The following is a 19,790-nucleotide window of genomic DNA, read 5'->3' as shown; positions in this document are numbered from 1 at the left end:
AATTAGAATGCCACGGCAGCATTCACCGCCCCAGCAGCCCCTTAAGAAGCCCACGGCTTTCATCCAGGTCCGCCATCTGCCGTTCAATAACATCCAGCTGCTCGTGCACTTTCACCTGTAAAGCCTCACAGGGCGCGCTCCCCGAACTCACACAGTTCAGCAAGCTGCGAATAACCGGCAGCGTAAATCCGGCCGCATTCAGCATCAGCACCCGACGGACCGTTTCCACATCCTCTTGGGAAAAATGCCGGTAGTTTGTGCCGCTGCGCGTCGGGTGCAGCAATCCGGCCGTTTCATAGTAACGGAGCATGCGAATGCTTACGCCGGTCAGCGACGCCAGCTTACCAATCTGCATATCCCCTCCCCTTGACTCTGACAGTGCTGTCAGAGTGTAAGCTTGCCTTTGTCGAAATAACAGGAGCAGCACAATGTTGAAATTGATCATGTGTGTAAAAAGACGGGCGGACTTAACGGCAGAAGAATTCGATCGATACTGGCGTGAAAACCATGCCCGGCTGGTGACTAAACACGCTCAGGTACTGGGAATTCGTCGCTATATCCAGACCCTCCCTTATGCTGATGCTTCGGCACAAGAGGCACTACGGCAAACCCGAAACGCCCCTCAGGTGGATTACGATGGCTGCGCTGAGCTGTGGTGGGACGACATGGCGTCGCATCTGGCGGCGCGAAAAACCGAGGAGGGATTACTGGCACTGCGGGAGCTGATTGCCGATGAACGACAGTTTGTCGATTTAACGCAATCACAGCTCTGGTACGGTGAGGAAAGGACGATCGTTTCTGAATCAGAAAAATAACGTCGCGGCTCTAAACCTTATTTTCAGCTATTCTCCCTGAAAACTGACTTCAGGGGGAAACAGACGCCGGGTCATATGCAAAAGAATTGATCTGCAAAATGAAATACACTCTCCACATGCGGCCTGTAGGTTCGATGTTCCTCATCACGGCTATTTTCAGCCAGAAATCCTCCACTTCAGAATACGATAAACATCAACCAGCCCATCCGGCTGAAAAATTGAATTTCAGGTAACCCCCTGCCATCCAGAACTCTCTATTAGTCTAAAATAAAAATAGAATAGCCTTCCCACTTTTTCTTCACCGTGACAAACCTGCCAGCAAAAGTATGTTTACCATTCGTTTAAAAAACCAGTAAATAACCACATAATAAATAAGCGTTATTTAAATTTACCCTACCCAGGAGAATACTTACCAAAACTGTCAAGTACCTGTTAATTGTCTTCATCTATTATTTAAACATTAACGATAGACGACCCTCACAATCTCTTGCACTAAGTGGTGATTTTTTCCTATAGGATAAAGACCAAAATGGTACTAAAAAAATAGCATGAGAGGATATGGAATGTCAGTGGGGATCTTAAAAGAGTCTAAATATGAAATATTGGCAATCTTGAGAGAAGAGTGCAGAGTTAAATCTGAAATAGACATTTATCATAAAGGAGAATTGTGGGCAGCAAATATCAAAAAGGTTGATTTCTCATGTTTTTATATTAATCCTGATGATTCGGATTTTTCATCAATTACTGACAGTGCTGGGTTTTCTTTTGTATTACACAGCCAGTTAGGAAAAATTGAGTTCAGTGCTGCATTAAGCACCGAAAGTGACCGTCAAAACACCGCCAATGCCATTGCTTTTTTTTTGCCTGATAGCATTAACATTTTGCAACGTCGCTTAACACAACGCGTACGCGTTAAAAACGATTCGGGTTTCTTCTGTTCGGGTCGACACAAGAGCGGTGAAAGCTATAGATGTACTATCAATGACCTTTCTGAGGGAGGATGTTCTTTTATATCTGAATCCTTCAAAAAAAAGTTCATGGATAAAGGAATGGCATTAGACAATGTAGAGATTTCACTTGCAGAATACGGTATTATCGTTACCAGTCTGAAAGTGGTTAACGTCACGCCGGTGTATCAGGATCGTTCTCATGAACGAAATGCTTTTCGCATTTCCTGTAAATTCAATTATAAAAACCCCGACACTAAAAAATACATCGAGGACACCGTATTAAAGATAACCGTCGATCAAAAACTCAAGTCCAGACGATTTTAGTTCCAAATTATATTTAAGTTTGAATAGCATATTGTGTATTCTGGTTGTCATTGCCGTTGGCGATGACACATCAAATAAAAAACTGACACCTGAAAAATAATGAGCAATACGATGCTTATCGATACGTTATCTCGTGGTGATATAGCTATTCGCTATGTTTATCAGAAAATGTTTTCACCTGAAGGAAAACTGGTTGCCGTTGAATGCCTGAGCCGCTTTGACCGAATCACCGTCTCCCCCGATGTTTTTTTTCGCAATGTAAACAATTCATTACGTGAAGATATTTTTATCGAGCAGCTGGCACAGGCAGAGCAGCACAGAAACTGGTTCCTGGATAATGCTGTGTTTCTGACTATCAATATCGACGATCATATCCTCTCGCTTCTGCAACGTCATGATATTGCGGAGAGGATTGAACGGCTGGAACATGTGCATTTTGAGGTAGCTGAATACTCAGTCAGCTTATTGAGCCGCGCGCCGGTAAACCGTTTATTGCCGCTAAACGTTTCGCTCTGGCTGGATGACTTTGGTTCTGGTCACGCCGGGATCGGTGCTATACGCGGCTATCATTTTAATTACGTAAAAATTGACAAGGAATTCTTCTGGCATTTAATAGAAAAAGAACACGGACGTCAGCTCATGCAGGCGTTAATTACATTCCTGTCAAAAAATAATCATCGGGTGATTATCGAAGGCGTTGAGAACGAAGAACATCAACGCTGGCTAAGCGGCATGGAATGGTTTGCAATGCAGGGATTTTACTGGCAGGAAGTCAGTATTGAACAACTGGTGCAGGAAGAAGTTGTTATTTAATATGCCGGAGCAATCCGGCATCACCCTTCGATATTATTAATTATAAACCAGCTCCAGCGTTGCCAGGCTGCTAATCGGTCCGCTGGTCACCTGCTGCGGCGAGGTGGTCACATAGCCTATATAGTAGGTTAATACGCCACTGCTTGCCGATTGATCCTGCATCTGAACCTGATTCTGCTGCGGATCGGCCGGAACAATTTTATTTTCCGCCGCCAGCGTGCTGCCGTCATTGGTCGCCAGAGCCAGGTAAATATGGCGCGCACCGTCGGGTAAAATATTATCCAGGTACTCGGCACTGTTGTTATTCACCGCGCTTATACCCACACCACTAATCCAGCGTACACTGACTATCGGAAGCGATATTTGTCGATCTTCCCCGCCATGCGAATTCAGCTGGCACTGAGACAGTTCCAGCGTAAAAGCCTGCGGATTCATAAATGCCCCCGCTCCTCGCTGGTGAACTTCAGTAAGACTGACCGGAGCCAGCCAGATATTACCGCTACCGGCGTTATTGCTGCCATTTAGCGCCACGCTGCATGACGTATCGCTAACTCGCCCACGAAAATCGATCCGCCCATCATCATAGAAAGGCATCTTCCCCTGGGCTGAAAAGGCGGTTAAACCGCAGCCCAGCAGAATCATCTGAACGATCTTTTTAAGGGTTAAATACGATAACAATTCGCTCATATCCACCTCCCGGGTTAATCGTACGTCAGGTTAAAGACCATATGAGATTCCACTTCACCGGTCGAGGTGGTCGGCAGGTACTGATAGAAACGGGCACGATACGGTAAGGTGATATAGCGCGTTTCCTGGCTCTGTAGCGTACCGATGTTGTATTTTTTATTAAACTCGATTGGCGTACCGTCTTTCAGCACCTGAATACCGATCCCTTTTGCCGCCGAATTGCCGGTTTTTTCGTTAATCAGTGCCCCTTTGGTCGCGGTGGTATTGGTGGCCAGATTCCCGGAGAACGTCGTATTGATGTTAGCAAACCCGGAAGCGCTTAAGCCGCCGCTGCACTGCAGCTGAATATTAAAATCTCTTCCGCCCGCAGTCGTACCGACTCCGTTTAAATCGGAACGTTTAATTGCGCCCACATCAACATTCATATTAGTACCACTCAATACCGTACAGGAAGGCGAAACAATGGTGATCGCATTGGCACTCAGATAGGTGTCCAGAATGGGATTATTACCGTTCTCCCAGTCGTAGCTCGTATATTTTCCTGCCGCCAGCGTACCGCTTCCGGTGGTGGTGGCGGTTTTAATAATCTCCAGGGTGAAGCGCGACCCCTCCAGAGAATAGGTCGTGGTTCGGGTTATCGATGAGGAATAGGTATCCGGGTAGATAATATTCACCGTGGCCCCGCCGCGGCTGAAGCGCATGCCGATTCCCGGCACGTTGGTAGAAAACACCTTATTACCCAGATTGGTACTGCCCGCCAGCGCCATCTTCGCCACAAAGCGGTTGGTGCCGGAGGTACAGGTGTAGCTTGCGCCGCCCGGCGCATTCATCGTCCAGTTTCGGGTGGCAATCACCGAACCCACCGGCAGATCGGGCGGCACCACCACCCTGCCCACCACCATATCCAGCTGTACCGTTGGCTGAGAGAGTCGGGTACAGGCTGCCCAGGCGGAGGTTGTCCCCATCATCATCAGCCCCATCAAGATAACCAGCTGCTTACTCAGCGACATACCCTTTCCTTATTGTTTTCCTGGCCCAGCTCAACGGAACACTCTCCGCCGCTCCATTTCACCACCGCGCGCCGTGCGCTGGCATCGCTGATAAACAGCATGCTGCCCTGGCCTACGACGCCAATCGCTTTACCGTCCGCATCGTAAACGGAGGCGGCAAACGGCAGCGGCGACTGATTGGCCTGCCGGGCATGTAGCGTGATGTTGTTCTGAATTGACGTATTGAAGGCCACTTTCACCACGCTGTCTTCCCACGGTACGACCTGAGCAACCGTTCGCTCGAACGCGACATCGTCATTGCTGCCTTTCGGGTCAATTTCAACCGCATTGATGCGGTAGGGGCGCAGATACGGCAGAACCGCATAGCCGTTTTTATCCACGCGCGTCCCCGGTGAACCCGGCAGTTCAGCACCTGCCGCATCCTTCGCTTCGATCAGCGCCATGGTCGTGCCGGTCTCCGGCGACAGGACGATGCCGCCGCCGTGAGCAATCAGCGTCCCACTGCCGCCCAGCCCGCTCTGGCGATAGCCCGCGCCCTGACTGTAGCTGCCATTCAGCGTGGCCAGCGGCGTACGATAGCTGCCGTTCAGCGCCACATCATGCTCACCGCCGCTGGAGGTGGTGGTGGAAATGCCGTAGTTAAGGTTATTGCTGCTATCCAGCGAGCCGTTCACGCCAATCTGTGAGCTGCCGAAGTGCGAGTTATTAAATGAGGTATTCGAGGTCAGGTTGGCGGTACGCCCCTCGCCGAACCACAGCGGATAGCTGAAGTTAAGCGACACGCGGTCGTCGCGGCTGTGGCCGGAGCTGTCCGGGGTATAAACGCGCTGAGCGCCCACCGACCATGACAGGCGGCCAAACATATTGTTGTAGCTGAGCTGATACTGCTTCTCGGTGCCGGAACGGTTCCAGTAATCGGAGATGCGGCCGCTCAGATAGAAGCCGCCCCAGCCGTCCGGCAGGCTCTGGTTGACGGTAAAGGTCAGGCCGTTTTTCTGCCGCCACTGGGTGTAATTGCTGTCGTAGTATTTCTCCTGATCGACCGCAAACAGCGCGTCGTTCAGGTTGTAATAACCTTTGGTGGAGTAACGATACGCCGCCAGCACGATGCTGGTCTGGGTTTCGGTGAACATCCGGTTAAAGGTGGCACGGTAGCTCTGGCCGTTTTCATTCAGCGTATCGCTTCTCAGCCGTGACTGGGTGATATCGAAGGAGAGCGCACCGAAACCGGTATTCATCCCGGTGCCGAGCAGGAAGGCCTGATAATCATTAAAGCCGGTAGCGCCGACATAGCCGGTAAACAGGTTATTCAGACCGTGCTGCCAGGTCGCCTGATACAGCACGGGTCGGTTGCGCAGCGAGCTGTCATCAACCTTACCGGCGGAAAGCGCATAGCGCGTCATTCCCGGGCGTAGCAGCTGCGCCACCGAGGCGTAAGGCACGTTAAACACTTCTGTGCTGCCATCGGATTCTTTCACCGACACTTCCAGATCGCTGCCGTAGCCGGAAGGATAGACATCTTTTAATACAAACGGCCCTGGCGGCACGGTCGTCTGATAAATCATATTCGCGCCCTGGCGGACCGTTACCAGCGCGTTACTCTGCGCCACGCCGCGGATCTCCGGCGCGTAAGAACGCATTCCGTCAGGCAGCATATTGTCGTCGGTCGCCAGATTCACACCGCGCACACCAATGGTGTCGAAGAACTCGCCGTTGGTGAAGATTTGCCCCGCGCTGACGATGGAATCGACCTGCGGCAGCGGCCGCTGTACGTAGGTCTGATTACTGCTCCAGCGCGCCTTGCCCTGCTGCTGCTGCCAGTTCAGATTCCCCACGTGCTTCAGCAGCCAGCCGTCCCAGGAAAATCCCGCATTGATGCCCAGATAGGCGCTGCTGTTATCCGAACTTTCACCGGCCGAAGCGTGGCTGGTCCAGGTGTTCGCCATCCAGCCCAGGTTCAGCGCGGTAATGCCTTTATCCCAGAATTCCGGGCTGACGAAATTTTTAAAACGCTGATCTTCATAGATTTGCGGCACGGATATTTCCAGCCGCAGAGAGGACTGAATCAGGTTATCTTTAATCGTGTCTTCGCTGTGCCACTCCGGCAAACGGCCGCAGAAGCCTTCCTGCTGGCTGAGCGTGGGGTTGAGCTTCTCGGCGGCAATACCAAACTGCGCCAGCATGGCCCGGGTGTAACAGATCCCCATTTTCCCCTCTTGATCGCGGGTGACATTGAGATCGTAGCGCCCTTTCCACTCGCCGTTGGTGTACACGTCAAGTGAGTAGGTTCCCTCGGTGATGGCGCTGGTAGAGAATCGTGACAGATCGACTTTTTCACGGCTGCCGACGATAAAACCGTCGTTAAAGGTGTAGGTCGCCCCTGGGTTTTCCTGTCCGCTGGAAACTAACGGCAAGCCGCAGAGCGCAATTGCCATCGCCGTGCGTAAACTTCCCGGGCAGAATAACTTCTGCTTCATTATTTTCACCCTTATTGAACGGCGACTTTCACAGCAACATCGGCACCATAGTCATTGATATTGTTAACAGTCAGCGTCTCGCCTTTGCTCACCGACGCGTTCAGTGCAATCACCTGGCTTGACTGCGGGGCAAGCATTACCGTTTTGCCATTGAGCGGCCTGGTGCCGTCGCGCGAAATACGGCTGACGGTGATATAAAACGGCGTGGGGTTCGATACCGATAAGCGATTACCGCTGGCGGAGAGTGCGAGTTTCTCGGCGGCCGCATCACGGTTGCCCAGCCCGGTCGGGCGATAGATAAACTTGAAGCGCGAACGAATCGCCAGCTGCAGGACGTTCTGCCCCTCATTTTTGCCACTGGCGACCACCGGCGGGATTTCCAGCAGGTTCAGCCACCACAGCGTCTCTTTATCTTTGGCTAATCCGGCATCGCTGCCGAGTTTGATGCGCAGCGTCTGGCCGCTTTTGGCATCCACTCGGGAAATTGGCGGAGTAATAATAAACGGCGTGGTGATAGTATCCGGCGTAGCGTCGGGATTACCGTTATCCAGCCAGGTTTGCGCCAGCGCCGGGCGGTCTGCGGTGTTGGAAAGCTGCACCGTTATTTCTTTTTCATTTCCCGGATAAATAAAGCGGGTGCCGTTGACAATAATATTGTTGGCGCTGGCCGCAACACTAAAAATGGAAAAGAAAAAAAGGGCAATCGACTTCATGCTGACCTCAAAATAAAAAATAAGCGGCAGCACGTGCCGCTTTATCACTGTTTAAACCAGCCGAAAAAGGCCGTTTTAATTTCAGGCAGTAATTACTGGTAGGTAATTTCGTAAGTCGCGTAGCTGTTCACCACACCGGTGGTGACAGTAGACGGGGTGCTGGTCGCGTAGCCCACGATATACGTGAAGCGAGCACCATCCTGTACAGCAGCAGCGTCGCCGGTGACTTTCGGCTGGGTGCTGTCGCCAGGGATGATTTTGTTGGTCAGCGCGGTGGCACTGTCTGTTGCCAGAACCAGCTGAATGTTTTTAGCACCGGCGGCTTCGGTGTTCGCCAGGTAGCCCTGCTGCTTGCTGGTTGCGCCAGCCAGCAGGTTACCACCGGTCCAGTTCACGCCCAGCTTGGTCAGATCGTCCTGCGCGGTGCCGTCAGCGGCCTGGCAGTTAGACACGTCGATGGTGAAAGATTTTGGTTTCAGCAGTGTATCAGCCGATGCACCTTTTACTTCAGTTAAGGTCACTGGAGACAGATAAACATTGGCATCGCTGCCCTGGCCATTAACGGAAACAGTACAAGAAACATCGGTCACTTTACCGAAGAAATTAACCTGACCACCACCCACATTCTGGTCAGCCGCATTAGCTGCAGACAGGCCTAAAAACGCAGTCGCCATCGCGGCGGAAAGAATTACCTTTTTCATTGCTTATCCTTGTCGGAGAGAGTTATTTATCAATTAGCCAACAGCGGTCCTGCACAAAGTCGTCGACTTTTTGCCATACGTATTTGTGCAATGGTGAATAGAAACTTCAACTGACCGGAAGCCGCAAGATTAAGGCGTCAGATAGCGAGTCTCGTTAAGGAGAGTTCGTTAATACTGTCGGCGTCAAAGAATGCTATTTCGCCGACAAATATACATTTGTTCACATCTTAATGGCGGCTGGTTTGACAGCGAGCGGCTATTAATTTTTAAGGAACAATAGATTTTTTTAATGATAAAGGTTAGCGAATTTCGTAAGAATTTTAAGGTGAATAAAGAGGGCAAGGGGGCAAAGGGGATATCGATGATGCTTGATGTGGCCACCACGTAAGAGCGGGCAGACCCGGTGGGCTGCCCGCTCTTATACGCCGCTAGCGCTTAATTTTACTGGTGATACCGCGCAGCCTGTCGGCCGCCGCCATAACGAAGATAAAGAAGACCGGCACGAAGAACACCGCCAGAATCGTCCCGGTGACCATTCCACCAAACACCCCGGTGCCGATGGCGTGCTGAGTCGTGGCGCTCGCCCCGGTTGCCAGCATCAGTGGGACAACGCCAAGGGTAAAGGCCAGCGAGGTCATCAGGATCGGCCGCAGGCGCATACGGGCGGCACGCAGGGTCGCTTTGAACAGATCGCCCTCTTCCCGGTAGAGCTGCCGGGCAACTTCAACAATCAGAATAGCGTTCTTCGCCGACAGACCGATGATGGTGATCATCCCCACCTTAAAGAACACGTCGTTGGGCATGTCGCGTAGCAGAACGGCACAAACGGTTCCCAACAGCCCCAGCGGAACCACCAGCATCACCGAAAACGGGATGGTCCAGCTTTCATACAGCGCGGCCAGCACCAGAAATACCACCAGCATCGACAACATCATCAGTATCGGAGCCTGTGAAGCCGACTGCAGCTCCTGCTGCGACTGCCCGGTCCACTCCACAGCAAACCCCGACGGCAGCTCCCCGGCAAGCCTCTCCATTTCGGCCATTGCATCCCCACTCGAATAGCCCGGCGCGGCGTTACCCGCAATACGGAAAGCTGGATAGCCCTGATAGCGAATCAGCTGCAGCGGCGAGGTTTGCCAGTCGGCCTGAACAAACTCGGACAGCGGCACCATGCCGCCGTTTTTATTGCGCACGTAAAGTGAGAGCACATCTTTCAGCTGCATGCGGTACGGCGCATCGGCCTGCACAATGACCTGCTGAATGCGACCATGGTTCGGGAAGTCATTCACGTATGATGATCCCATCGCACCCGACAGCGTCTGGCTGATATCTGCAAAGAGTACGCCCATTGCTTCCGCTTTTTGGCGATCGATGCGCAGGTTAATACTGCTGCCGTCAGGCAGGCCATCCGGATAGACATCCTTCACAATTTTGCTGCTGGCTGATGCACTCAACAGCCTATTCAGTGCTTCTCTTTGTGCTTTATAATCGTGCCCCGCTCGGTCTTCCAGCCGCAGCGTGAAGCCGGTGGAGTTACCCAGCTCGGCAATCGGCGGCGGCAGCAGGCTCATCACCGTGGCATCAGGAACGGATGACATGGCATTTTGCACCCAGGCCGCTTCTTCCTGCGCCGTCGCCCCGTTTCGCTCATTCCAGTCTTTCAGCATAGTAAAGGCCAGCGCGGAATTAGATCCCGATCCGGCAAAGCTGAAGCCAAGGATCGACAGGTTACGATCGATGCCCGGGCGCTCGGCAACCAGGGACTCCATTGTTTTCACCACGTCGCTGGTACGCTCGGTGGTCGCATCGGAAGGCAACTGGAGGGAAGTCATAAAGTAGCCCTGATCCTCTTCCGGTAAAAAAGAAGACGGCAGGACTTTGAAGCCAAAGGCCAGCACCGCGCATAGTGCTACATACAGCAGCATCATCCGACCGGTTTTTTTCAGCAGGCGGCCCAGCCACGACGCATAGCCGGAAGACATCCGTTCAAACCCGCGGTTGAACGCGCGAAAAAAACGCCCTTTGTGATGTGATTCCGGGGTAATCGGCTTTAACAGAGTGGCGCAGAGTGCGGGCGTCAACGTTAATGCCAGGAACGCAGAAAACAGAATCGACACCGCCATCGACAGGGTGAACTGACGGTAGATAATCCCTACCGAACCACTGGCCAGCCCCATCGGGATAAATACGGCAGTGAGTACCAGCGTAATACCGACCACGGCGCCGGTGATTTCACGCATTGCCTTTTCTGTTGCTTCGCGCGGCGACAGGCCTTCTTCCGCCATCAGGCGTTCGACGTTTTCCACCACCACAATCGCGTCATCAACGATAATGCCGATCGCCAGCACCATGCCAAACATCGTCAACACATTGATGGAAAACCCACTCAACATCATCACGGTGAAAGTGCCCAGCAGCGCTATCGGCGCAACAATAGCCGGGATGACGGTATAGCGGATGTTCTGCAGAAACAGAAACATCACCAGGAATACCAGCACCATCGCTTCAAAAAAGGTATGGACCACCTTCTCGATGGAAATTTTAACAAAGGGAGCAGTATCAAACGGCAGCGAATAAGTCATGCCTTTCGGCATGGTTTTCGCCAGCTCTTCCATTCTCGCCTGCACCGCCGCCGAGGTTTTCACCGCGTTGGCACCGGGCGACAGCTGGATCGCCGCCGCCGTAGACGGTACGCCGTTGTCACGGATAGAGAAAGAGTAAGTTTGTAATCCCAGCTCCACCCGCGCCACGTCGCCCAGCGTCACCCGTGAACCGTCGGTATTGGCCTTCAGCACGATCTGACGGAACTCCTCCGGCGTACCGAGCTGGCCGCTAACGGTCAGTGGATAGGTCGAACGCTGTCCGTTAATCGTAGGGGAGTCACCGATACGGCCGGGGGCAATTTGCGCATTTTGCAGACTGATAGCATTGGTAATATCGTTAATCGTCAAACGATAGGAAATTAACTTCACGGGGTCTATCCATACCCGCATCGCCTTCTCTGCCCCGAATGCCTGGACTTTCCCCACGCCTTCGATCCGGCGCAGCTCTTCCGTCAGGTTACGGGCGAAATAATCGCTCAAATCAGCCTCGGTAAAGCGACCCGGAGCAGAATTCAGTCCGACAATCATCAAAAAGTTTGAGGAGGCCGCTTCGACGGTCAGCCCGTTTTGCCTGACCGTTTGTGGCAGCCTTGGCTCCACGACTTTAATCTGGTTCTGCACGTCTACCTGAGCCAGTTTAATATCGGTCCCCGGCTTAAAGGTCACCGTAATTATGCCCAGACCTGAGGTATCGCTCGAGGATTCAAAATAGAGCAGATCGTCCACACTGGACAGCTCGCGTTCGATCAGTGAAATCACCGATTCATTCATGGTCTGCGGCGTGGCGCCGGGATAGCTCACGGCAATCATTACGCTGGGCGGCGCCACAGATGGGTACTGCGCCACCGGCAGCTGTGGAATGGCGATCAGCCCAAACAGCACGATAAACAGTGCGATAACCCAGGCGAAGATCGGGCGATTGATAAAAAATTGCGGCATCAGATTTTCCCTTACTGATTTAAACGGTAATTACGCACGGGGCGCGAGCGGAACAGCCGTCACTGGCATGCCTTCCTGAAGCTTGTCCTGGCCTTCAATCACCAGTCTTTCGCCTGCCTGCAGGCCGCTTTTGACGATCTCGCCCTGGCCGCTTTCGCCCGCCAGCTCAACGCCGATCTTTCGCGCCGCGCCATCGCTATCGACCGTCCAGACAAAACTGCTGCCGTTAAGCCGCTGCACCGCCTGACCCGGTATCACCAGCCCGTCCTTAGCGATGTGTCGGGTAATGTTGACGCGGATATACATCCCCGGCAGCAGTGCACGCCCCGGATTGTCCGCCACGATGCGCAGCACCACGTCGCCGGTTTCGTTGTTAACGCTCACGCCGGAAAACAGCAGCTGGGTCTGCACGTCGTAGGCTTTACCGGCCTCATCCAGCAGACTGACCTGTAGCGCGCCCGGCGAGGCTCCGTCCGCCGCAGGACGGTCAATAATATGCCGCAGCTCCGATGCCGGCAGGCGGGCATCGACATAGACTTTTTCCGTCTGCTGCACGATAGCCATCGCCTGCGTATCCGCCGCGCTGACCAGCGCGCCTTCGGTGACAAATTCCTGATCGATTCGCCCGCTGACCGGGGCCTTCACCGTGGAGTAAGCCAGATCCAGCTTTTTACGCTGCAGCGAGGCTTTGGCTTCCGCCACGCTGGCCGCCGCCTGGGCACTGTTCGCCAGCGCATCATCATAATCCTGACGGCTGACGGCGCCGGTATGCAGGATCTGACTCAGCCTGTTCGCACGCTGCTGCAACTGGCGATGTGAAGCTTCAGCCCTGGCAAGGGTGGCTGCTGCCATATCCACTTCCACCTGGAACGGGGCTGGATCGATTTGGAATAGCGGCTGGCCCGCTTTGACTTCAGAACCCTGAGAAAACAACCGGGCGGTAACAATCCCCCCCACCTGAGGCCTGATTTGCGCAGTGCGCAGCGCGACAACGCGGCCCGGCCAGCTGCGGGTCACCGACACCTCCCCCGCTTCCAACGCAGTCACCGTTACTTTTGTTGCTTCAGTTAGCTTAACGGCGGTCTTATCCTGATCCTGCCCACAGCCGACAATTGACAAAACAACAGCGGCCACCAACAACATCCGTCCTTTAAGTTTCATAGCGGCATCATTTCCAAAATTTATGAGAGTGAATGACGGCAGACTAAACCTGTTTTATGCAGAATCGGTGGAGGAAATGTGGAGGGAGTGTGGAGATGAAAAATAAAAAATATTGCCTTAACAATCCGTTACGAATGCCCTATGTTGGAGCCCTATGAACAATCAATCCCCGATCCTTGTTGTTGAAGACGAAGCGGAAATCGCTGAGATCGTCCAGGCATATTTGCAACGCGATGGCTTTAACACGCTTCATGCCGCCAACGGCGTCGACGCGCTTGAACTGCATGCGCGGCATGACCCCTGCCTGGTGATTCTGGATATCCGAATGCCCGGTATGAACGGCTGGCAGGTGCTCTCCGAGCTGCGCCGACGCGGCAATACCCCGGTGCTGATGCTGACGGCCAGCGATGGCGATACCGATAAGCTCGCCGCTTTGCGGATCGGTGCCGACGACTACGTAATCAAACCGTTCAATCCCGATGAGGTGGTGGCCCGGACCCTCGCTATTTTGCGGCGTGCGGCGTATCAGACCCGCCCCGATACCGCCATGCCGCAGGTGCTCAGAACCGCCCGGCTGGCGCTCTATCCTGAAGAGTTCCGGGTGCTGAATGCCCTCACCGGAGAAGAACTGGGTATCGCGCTAACCACCACCGAGTTCCGTCTGCTGGCCCACATGATGCGCTATCCGAAAAAGGTCTTCAGCCGCCTGGAACTGCTGGAAAACTGCCTGGCCGAGGGGGAAACCCTCGAGCGCACGGTGGACAGCCATATCAGCAAACTGCGCAAAAAGCTGGAAGAAGCCGGGATTTCAGGTATGCCCGAAAGCGTGCGCGGCCTCGGCTACCGGCTGGGGGATTAGCATGAAGGGTTCCGGCCTGAGCCGCCACCTGGTCGTGCTGATGACCCAGGTCATCTGCTCATCGATCATCATCTCTTTCGGCGTGTATTACGCCTGGTACGGCCTGGCGCTGCTGTTCACCAATATGGAAGAAATAAGCTACGAGCTGACCACCGGTGAATGGCTGCAGTTCGGCATCTCTACCGCGCTGTCGCTGGCGGTGGCGGTCCTGACCGCCGTCAGATTTGCCCGCAAGGTGCTGTATCCGCTGAACTCTCTGGCCGACAGCGCGCGTAAAATAGCTGGCGGCGAACTCAGTACTCGCGCCGAAGCCGGCGACCGCAGGCTGACGGAAACCGCCGCACTGGTGGACGACTTTAATACCATGGCCGAGCGGCTGGAAACGGCCTCGGGCGAGATCACCACCTGGAATGCGGCCATCGCCCACGAGCTGAGAACGCCGGTGACCATCCTGCGCGGGCGGCTACAGGGGCTGGCCGACGGCGTCTTTCCCCCGGATCAGGCGCTGTTCGTTAATCTGGTAAAGCAGACCGAGGGCCTGGCGCGGCTGATTGAAGACCTGCGTACGCTGAGCCTGGCGGAAAGCGGCCATATGCCGCTGCATGCTGAAAACTGCGAAATCAGCCGGGAGATCGACGCCGTGGCGGAACTGATGCGGCCCTCGCTGGCCGAGCGCAGACTGTCGCTGGTACTGCGGCTGGATGACATCACGTTACACTGCGACGCCGCGCGAATTCGCCAGGCGCTGCTGGCCCTGCTGGACAATGCGCGGCGCTACGCCACGCCGGGGATCGTGATGGTGTCCTGTTTCCGCAGCCCGGAGGGTGTCACTATCGCGGTAGAAGACGAGGGGCCGGGTATCCCGGCGGAAATCGGTAATACCCTGTTTAATACCTTCACCCGGGGCGATCAGTCGCGTTCACGGGAAAGCGGCGGCACCGGGCTGGGGCTGGCGGTGGTACAGGCGATTGCCAAAGCCCACGGCGGAAAAGCACACTGCGGGATCAGCGAACTGGGCGGCGCGGCGTTTAAGCTGACTTTTACGAATAGTTAGCAATATGTCGGATGCGGGCTAACCACGGCCCAGCAAACGTGAAAACTGCTGTGCCAGCTGCGCGCCTAAATCGGTGCGGCTGGCGTCTTCGCCGATCACCAGATTGTCCACCGCGCCGTGCATACCGTGGTACATCAGCATCGCGGTCAGCCGGGGCTGCTCCAATTGCCAGGCTCCCAGCGCAACCCCTTCGTTCAGCAGCGCCAGCACCTGATCCAGCACCGCATCGCGATCCTGATTGCCGCGCGTGTGGTAGTGGTGATCGTGATACAGCGCATCATGCACCGCCATGCTGTCCAGATACGCCGCCACGCAGCTGTTGCACCAGGCGTGCAGGCGGGCTATCGCATCATCCGCCGGGCAGGCATCCATCGCCAGCTGAACCCGATCGATAAACTGGCGGGTAAATCGCTCGCGCAGTGCGGCCAGCACTTCATTTTTTGACGGGAAGTAGTGATAGAACGTGCCCTTCGCCACGCCAGCATCGCGCACGATCTCACTGACCGTAGTGGTCTCAAAACCCTTAGTGATAAACAACCGCTCGGCGGCATCCATCAGCTCGTCCAGTCGAACCTCTGCCGGTTTGGTGCGCGGCTGCGGCGGTCTATTTTCCTGTGGTGAATTCATTTTCGCGTCCCGTATTGCCCGGCTGTCATCGTAACCAATGTCGCTTTTCTTGACCAGAAAACCGCAAAATAGCCGCCACCAATCCATTGACCGACGGTCAGTCATTATCTATATTGAGAATCATTATCAATAAAATGACAGGATCACGGAGACGCTATGCACCGCTTACGCCGGGTTTCGCTGGTGGCAGCCATCTGCCTCGGCACCTTTATGACGTCGCTGGATATCAGCATTGTTAACGTTGCGCTGCCCGCAATGCAGGCGGCACTGAATACCACGCTATCCGGGCTTCAGTGGGTGGTGGATGCCTACGCGCTCTGCCTTTCCGCCTGCATTCTCTCCTCCGGCCCGCTCAGCGCACGTTTTGGTCACAAGCGCGTGTGGCTGTGCGGCATTGCGATTTTTACCGTGGGTTCAGCCCTTTGCGCGCTTGCCGGATCGCTGCCCACTCTGCTGGCGGGGCGGGTGGTTCAGGGCATTGCCGGAGCGGCGATTATTCCGGGGGCGCTGTCGCTGTTAACTCGATCTTTTCCTGATGAATTTCAGCGTATTCGGGTCATTGGCATCTGGTCGGCGGTGAGCGCTCTGTCGCTGGTCGCCGGTCCGCTGCTCGGCGGCATCCTGGTGCATATTACCGGCTGGCAGGTGATCTTCCTGATCAACCTGCCCATCGGGATAATCACCCTGCTGCTGGGCCACTATGGCCTGCGTGAAAGCGCCTCGAAAGAGCGCCTGTCGCTGGACCCGGCCGGGCAGCTGCTGAGCGTGCTCTGGCTGGGAGCACTGACGTTTGGCCTGATAGCCAGCGGCGAGCACGGCTGGCGCAGCCCGCTGAGCGCCGGTTCACTGTTCGCCGCGCTGCTGCTGTTTGCCGCATTTCTGCGGGTGGAAAAATTCGCCGTCCGCCCGCTGCTGCCGCTCGACCTGTTCCGCAAGGCTGACTTTACCCTCTGCAATCTCGCTTCGGCGGTACTCGGCTTTTCCGCCTACAGCAGCGTTTTCTTTGTCTCTCTGTTTCTGCAGCAGGCGCAGGGATGGAACTCGCTGGAAACCGGCTGGCGCATGGCACCGGAATTCATTGCCATGGCGATAGTGGCGATGGCCTTTGGCCGTCTGTCGGCCCGTTTTAGTGTGCTGATGATGGCAGTGACCGGCTATGCGCTGATGGCTGTGGGTCTGCTGCTGATGCCACTGCTGGACGCCGGTAGTCCGGGGCTTTTCGTGAGCCTGCTGCTGGCGATACTGGGTGCAGGGATGGGGCTGGCGATGCCCGCTACCAGTGCGCTGGTGATGCGCAGTGCGCCGACGGAACGATCCGGGATCGCCTCGGCGGTAATGAATGCGCTACGGCAGGCGGGCATGACGCTGGGCATCGCCCTGCTGGGTACGCTGATGAATCTTCATGCGCAAGCCGTACTGGCTGCCAGGCTGCGGGCGGCCCGCTTCAGCCAGCCGGAAGCGTTGGCCCACGCGGCAATCGTTGAGCATCACTGGCCCACGAGCGTGGACGGTGAAAGGCTGATGCAGGAAATGGCCCACGCGATTGCCAGTGGCTTTGGCAGCGCGATGCTGTGGGCGGGGCTGATCAGTCTGGCGATGGCGCTAGTGCTAATGCTGCTGCATCCCCGTTTCCGCCAACGATCTACCGAACCGCCGCTCGTCTCGGATGGCGCGCGGCACTAAGCCGGATGCTGGGTGCCGGTCAGCGCCGGCATGGTTTCCCGCATCATCGCCAGAAACATACGCAGGCGGGCGGGATAGTAGCGCGCGTGCGGATAGACCAGATACACCGGCAGCGCCGCCGCGTGCCACTGCGGTGCCAGATGCCGCAGTTTTCCCTCGGCAAGATCCTGCTGCACCATCCACGATGAGGCAATGCCGACCCCCATCCCCGCGAGCACCGCATTACGCAGCGCATACAGGCTATCGGTCAGCAGGCGCGGCTGAATATCAAAACGCTGTACCTCGCGGCTGGCATCGTGCGTCAGCGACACGCTGTGGCGATAAAAGGTACTCAACGCCAGCCAGGGCAGATCCTGGAGCTGCTGCGGCCGTTCCGGCAGCGAGCGATCGCCGAGCAGCGTGGGGGAGGCGATAACAATACGCGGGACTTCGGCCACCAGAACCGCCACCACCGACGGTTCGGTAATGGGCCCAACGTGCACAGCGCAGTCAATGCCTTCGGCAATAAAGTCCGGCGTGCGGTCGCTGAGCATCCAGTCCACGGTCATTTTTGGATAGCGCTGCAAATAGGCCTGTAGCGGCGCGATCATCTGATCCTGGCCGAAGGCATGCGGGGCCAGCACGCGCAGCACGCCCTGCGGCTCTTCCGTCACGCCACGCAGATCGTCCTCTATCCCCTGCCAGCTTTCCAGCAGCGAACGCGCATGAGCGTAGCAGCGCTCACCGTCTTCGGTCAGCTTCATCACGTGGGTATTGCGCTGCAGAAGCTTCAGACCCAGCAGCTTTTCCAGCGTTTGCAGGCGGCGGCTGACGGTAGGTTGAGTGGTTGACAGGCGCAGGGCGGCCGCAGACAGGCTGCCTGCTTCAACGATGCGCACAAAGGTTTGCATCAGCTCTATACGGTCAACGCCGGGTAATATGTCTTTGCTCATACGTTCATCGTATAACAGTTCTACCTGGCAGGCGACTACCAACCGTTATCGTAACGGTGAAAAATACCTGCAACTTCTGATGAAACGAACAACGGGTAACAACCATGTCAACGCAAACACATCCATCGCATAACGAACGGCCGCTGGCGGCTTCGACCGTGCTGATGCTGGCGACCGGTGCCGGCTTCAGCGTCGCCTCAATCTACTACAGCCAGCCGATGCTGGAAATTTTATCCGGCCAGTTGCACGCCAGTGTGACCGCCAGCGGCCTGGTGCCAACCCTGACGCAGATTGGCTACGCGCTGGGGATACTGCTGCTGGCCCCGCTGGGCGATCGCCACGATCGTCGCACCATTATCAGCATTAAAGGGCTGCTGCTGACCCTCGCGCTGCTGCTTAGCGCCGCCGCTGGCAATATCACCGTCTTGCTGGTTGCCAGCCTGGCGGTGGGAATTGCCGCCACCATGGCGCAGGATATCATTCCGGCTGCCGCTCATCTGGCACCGACAGCGCAGCGCGGCAAAACCGTCGGCACGGTGATGACCGGGCTACTGCTGGGTATCCTGCTCTCGCGGGTGGTCAGCGGCGTGGTGGCGCAGTACGCAGGCTGGCGCACGATGTTTATTCTCGCCGCCGTGCTGGTGCTGGCGATTACGCTGGTCCTCTGGCGACGCCTGCCGCATATCGCTCCGAGCACCGCGATGAGCTACCCGGATCTGCTGGCCTCAATGCGCCATCTGTGGCTGCGCCACGGCGAGCTGCGTCGCGCCGCGCTGGCGCAGGGTCTGCTGTCGGTAGGGTTCAGCGCCTTCTGGTCAACGCTGGCGGTGATGCTGCACAGCCATTACGGCTTGGGCAGCGCCACGGCGGGTGCGTTTGGTCTGGCCGGGGCAGCGGGTGCGCTGGCCGCTCCGCTGGCGGGCATGCTCGCCGACCGCCACGGCCCGGCCATGGTGACCCGGCTGGCCACGGCGCTGGCGACCGTATCGTTTGCCGCGCTGTTCCTGCTGCCGCTGCTGCCGGTTCCGGCTCAGCTGGCGCTGATTGTTGTCTCTGCTCTCGGCTTTGATTTTGGCGTACAGGCCACGCTGGTGTCCCACCAGACGCTGATATTCGGTCTGGAACCTGCGGCACGCAGTCGTCTGAACGCGCTGATGTTCACCGGGGTCTTTATCGGTATGGCCGTCGGTTCTGCGCTGGGTAGCCTGATGCTGGAACGTGCAGGCTGGCCGGGCGTGGTAGTGCTGCTGACCGTCGCCGGTGCCGGTAGCTTTGCGGTGAGAATGTGGGGCCGCAGTGCGGAAACGCGGGATGCGATAACGGCAGCAAAATAGTCGGGAAGCGGATGACGTATGAACCCGTCATTCAAATCCCAATTACGTCGCGGAAAACCGCTATAAACTCAAACAGTGCGAACCCTTTTATCGGGTTCGCCTTTTTAT

At 55.8% G+C, this 19,790-nt stretch carries 17 protein-coding genes; 7 read left to right on the top strand and 10 right to left on the bottom strand.

From position 1 onward, the window contains the following. Nucleotides 1-22: 22 nt before the first annotated feature. Nucleotides 23-355: a MerR family transcriptional regulator gene (locus IBT46_RS01165; protein ID WP_200543294.1), complete on the bottom strand. Its 333-nt coding sequence runs from the start codon at nt 353-355 to the stop codon at nt 23-25. Between the two features lie 73 nt (nt 356-428). On the opposite strand from IBT46_RS01165, the gene IBT46_RS01160 reads away from it, so the two are divergent. From IBT46_RS01160 to IBT46_RS01150, 3 genes are all read left to right on the top strand, one after another. Next, on the top strand, nt 429-815 hold the full coding sequence (locus IBT46_RS01160) for an EthD domain-containing protein (RefSeq protein ID WP_200543292.1): 387 nt from the start codon (nt 429-431) through the stop codon (nt 813-815). Nucleotides 816-1,378: 563 nt separating this feature from the next. Beyond that, nucleotides 1,379-2,089: a flagellar brake protein gene (locus IBT46_RS01155; RefSeq protein WP_200543290.1), complete on the top strand. Its 711-nt coding sequence runs from the start codon at nt 1,379-1,381 to the stop codon at nt 2,087-2,089. A 111-nt stretch (nt 2,090-2,200) separates the two neighbouring features. Then, nucleotides 2,201-2,902 carry an EAL domain-containing protein gene (locus IBT46_RS01150; RefSeq protein WP_370569363.1) on the top strand — a complete coding sequence of 234 codons (702 nt, stop codon included), beginning with the start codon at nt 2,201-2,203 and terminating at the stop codon, nt 2,900-2,902. A gap of 36 nt (nt 2,903-2,938) precedes the next feature. Here the strand turns inward: IBT46_RS01150 and IBT46_RS01145 are convergent, their stop codons facing one another. The 7 genes from IBT46_RS01145 to IBT46_RS01115 all read right to left on the bottom strand — a co-directional run bounded on the left by IBT46_RS01145 (nt 2,939) and on the right by IBT46_RS01115 (nt 13,193). After that, complete coding sequence (locus IBT46_RS01145; protein WP_234479891.1) at nt 2,939-3,589, bottom strand: fimbrial protein; 651 nt, start codon at nt 3,587-3,589, stop codon at nt 2,939-2,941. Nucleotides 3,590-3,603: 14 nt separating this feature from the next. Further along, nucleotides 3,604-4,599, bottom strand: coding sequence for a fimbrial protein (locus IBT46_RS01140; RefSeq protein WP_200543285.1), 996 nt, complete (start codon nt 4,597-4,599; stop codon nt 3,604-3,606). Then, the gene (locus IBT46_RS01135) at nt 4,590-7,076 is read right to left on the bottom strand and encodes a fimbria/pilus outer membrane usher protein (protein WP_200543284.1); all 2,487 of its coding nucleotides are present in this window, start codon (nt 7,074-7,076) and stop codon (nt 4,590-4,592) included. The genes IBT46_RS01140 and IBT46_RS01135 overlap by 10 nt, the downstream gene beginning before the upstream one ends. Before the next feature lie 11 nt (nt 7,077-7,087). Then, nucleotides 7,088-7,789: a molecular chaperone gene (locus IBT46_RS01130; protein ID WP_105592325.1), complete on the bottom strand. Its 702-nt coding sequence runs from the start codon at nt 7,787-7,789 to the stop codon at nt 7,088-7,090. A 92-nt stretch (nt 7,790-7,881) separates the two neighbouring features. Next, complete coding sequence (locus tag IBT46_RS01125; protein WP_105592134.1) at nt 7,882-8,490, bottom strand: fimbrial protein; 609 nt, start codon at nt 8,488-8,490, stop codon at nt 7,882-7,884. Nucleotides 8,491-8,918: 428 nt separating this feature from the next. Beyond that, nucleotides 8,919-12,032 carry an efflux RND transporter permease subunit gene (locus tag IBT46_RS01120; RefSeq protein ID WP_200543283.1) on the bottom strand — a complete coding sequence of 1,038 codons (3,114 nt, stop codon included), beginning with the start codon at nt 12,030-12,032 and terminating at the stop codon, nt 8,919-8,921. 30 nt (nt 12,033-12,062) lie between these two features. Further along, nucleotides 12,063-13,193 carry an efflux RND transporter periplasmic adaptor subunit gene (locus IBT46_RS01115; protein WP_200543281.1) on the bottom strand — a complete coding sequence of 377 codons (1,131 nt, stop codon included), beginning with the start codon at nt 13,191-13,193 and terminating at the stop codon, nt 12,063-12,065. A gap of 154 nt (nt 13,194-13,347) precedes the next feature. Between IBT46_RS01115 and IBT46_RS01110 the strand changes: the two genes are divergently transcribed. Together IBT46_RS01110 and IBT46_RS01105 are read left to right on the top strand one after the other, a co-directional pair. After that, entirely contained in the window at nt 13,348-14,052 is a 705-nt protein-coding gene (locus tag IBT46_RS01110; protein WP_200543279.1) for a response regulator, read from the top strand. A 1-nt stretch (nt 14,053) separates the two neighbouring features. After that, nucleotides 14,054-15,106, top strand: coding sequence for an ATP-binding protein (locus IBT46_RS01105; RefSeq protein ID WP_200543277.1), 1,053 nt, complete (start codon nt 14,054-14,056; stop codon nt 15,104-15,106). Nucleotides 15,107-15,124: 18 nt separating this feature from the next. On the opposite strand, the gene IBT46_RS01100 is transcribed toward IBT46_RS01105, so the two are convergent. Beyond that, nucleotides 15,125-15,733, bottom strand: coding sequence for a TetR/AcrR family transcriptional regulator (locus IBT46_RS01100; RefSeq protein WP_200543275.1), 609 nt, complete (start codon nt 15,731-15,733; stop codon nt 15,125-15,127). A gap of 156 nt (nt 15,734-15,889) precedes the next feature. Between IBT46_RS01100 and IBT46_RS01095 the strand changes: the two genes are divergently transcribed. Then, the gene (locus IBT46_RS01095) at nt 15,890-17,416 is read left to right on the top strand and encodes an MFS transporter (protein ID WP_200543273.1); all 1,527 of its coding nucleotides are present in this window, start codon (nt 15,890-15,892) and stop codon (nt 17,414-17,416) included. On the opposite strand, the gene IBT46_RS01090 is transcribed toward IBT46_RS01095, so the two are convergent. After that, on the bottom strand, nt 17,413-18,348 hold the full coding sequence (locus IBT46_RS01090; protein WP_200543271.1) for a LysR family transcriptional regulator: 936 nt from the start codon (nt 18,346-18,348) through the stop codon (nt 17,413-17,415). The two genes, IBT46_RS01095 and IBT46_RS01090, sit on opposite strands and share 4 nt — an antisense overlap. Before the next feature lie 104 nt (nt 18,349-18,452). Between IBT46_RS01090 and IBT46_RS01085 the strand changes: the two genes are divergently transcribed. Further along, on the top strand, nt 18,453-19,682 hold the full coding sequence (locus IBT46_RS01085) for an MFS transporter (protein ID WP_200543269.1): 1,230 nt from the start codon (nt 18,453-18,455) through the stop codon (nt 19,680-19,682). The last annotated feature ends 108 nt before the right edge of the window (nt 19,683-19,790 follow it).

Origin of the sequence: Erwinia sp. S38, from assembly GCF_016624545.1 — a bacterium.
Classification (GTDB): Bacteria; Pseudomonadota; Gammaproteobacteria; order Enterobacterales; family Enterobacteriaceae; genus Erwinia; species Erwinia coffeiphila.
Note: the sequence above shows the minus strand (reverse complement) of the source record. Positions and strands in the feature narration are given on the sequence as shown.

Excerpts from the sequence above, each read along its gene's own strand:
- IBT46_RS01165 (WP_200543294.1), bottom strand. The coding sequence starts at position 355 with ATGCAGATTGGTAAGCTGGCGTCGCTGACCGGCGTAAGCATTCGCATG.
- IBT46_RS01160 (WP_200543292.1), top strand. The coding sequence starts at position 429 with ATGTTGAAATTGATCATGTGTGTAAAAAGACGGGCGGACTTAACGGCA.
- IBT46_RS01155 (WP_200543290.1), top strand. The coding sequence starts at position 1,379 with ATGTCAGTGGGGATCTTAAAAGAGTCTAAATATGAAATATTGGCAATC.
- IBT46_RS01150 (WP_370569363.1), top strand. The coding sequence starts at position 2,201 with ATGCTTATCGATACGTTATCTCGTGGTGATATAGCTATTCGCTATGTT.
- IBT46_RS01145 (WP_234479891.1), bottom strand. The coding sequence starts at position 3,589 with ATGAGCGAATTGTTATCGTATTTAACCCTTAAAAAGATCGTTCAGATG.
- IBT46_RS01140 (WP_200543285.1), bottom strand. The coding sequence starts at position 4,599 with ATGTCGCTGAGTAAGCAGCTGGTTATCTTGATGGGGCTGATGATGATG.
- IBT46_RS01135 (WP_200543284.1), bottom strand. The coding sequence starts at position 7,076 with ATGAAGCAGAAGTTATTCTGCCCGGGAAGTTTACGCACGGCGATGGCA.
- IBT46_RS01130 (WP_105592325.1), bottom strand. The coding sequence starts at position 7,789 with ATGAAGTCGATTGCCCTTTTTTTCTTTTCCATTTTTAGTGTTGCGGCC.
- IBT46_RS01125 (WP_105592134.1), bottom strand. The coding sequence starts at position 8,490 with ATGAAAAAGGTAATTCTTTCCGCCGCGATGGCGACTGCGTTTTTAGGC.
- IBT46_RS01120 (WP_200543283.1), bottom strand. The coding sequence starts at position 12,032 with ATGCCGCAATTTTTTATCAATCGCCCGATCTTCGCCTGGGTTATCGCA.
- IBT46_RS01115 (WP_200543281.1), bottom strand. The coding sequence starts at position 13,193 with ATGAAACTTAAAGGACGGATGTTGTTGGTGGCCGCTGTTGTTTTGTCA.
- IBT46_RS01110 (WP_200543279.1), top strand. The coding sequence starts at position 13,348 with ATGAACAATCAATCCCCGATCCTTGTTGTTGAAGACGAAGCGGAAATC.
- IBT46_RS01105 (WP_200543277.1), top strand. The coding sequence starts at position 14,054 with ATGAAGGGTTCCGGCCTGAGCCGCCACCTGGTCGTGCTGATGACCCAG.
- IBT46_RS01100 (WP_200543275.1), bottom strand. The coding sequence starts at position 15,733 with ATGAATTCACCACAGGAAAATAGACCGCCGCAGCCGCGCACCAAACCG.
- IBT46_RS01095 (WP_200543273.1), top strand. The coding sequence starts at position 15,890 with ATGCACCGCTTACGCCGGGTTTCGCTGGTGGCAGCCATCTGCCTCGGC.
- IBT46_RS01090 (WP_200543271.1), bottom strand. The coding sequence starts at position 18,348 with ATGAGCAAAGACATATTACCCGGCGTTGACCGTATAGAGCTGATGCAA.
- IBT46_RS01085 (WP_200543269.1), top strand. The coding sequence starts at position 18,453 with ATGTCAACGCAAACACATCCATCGCATAACGAACGGCCGCTGGCGGCT.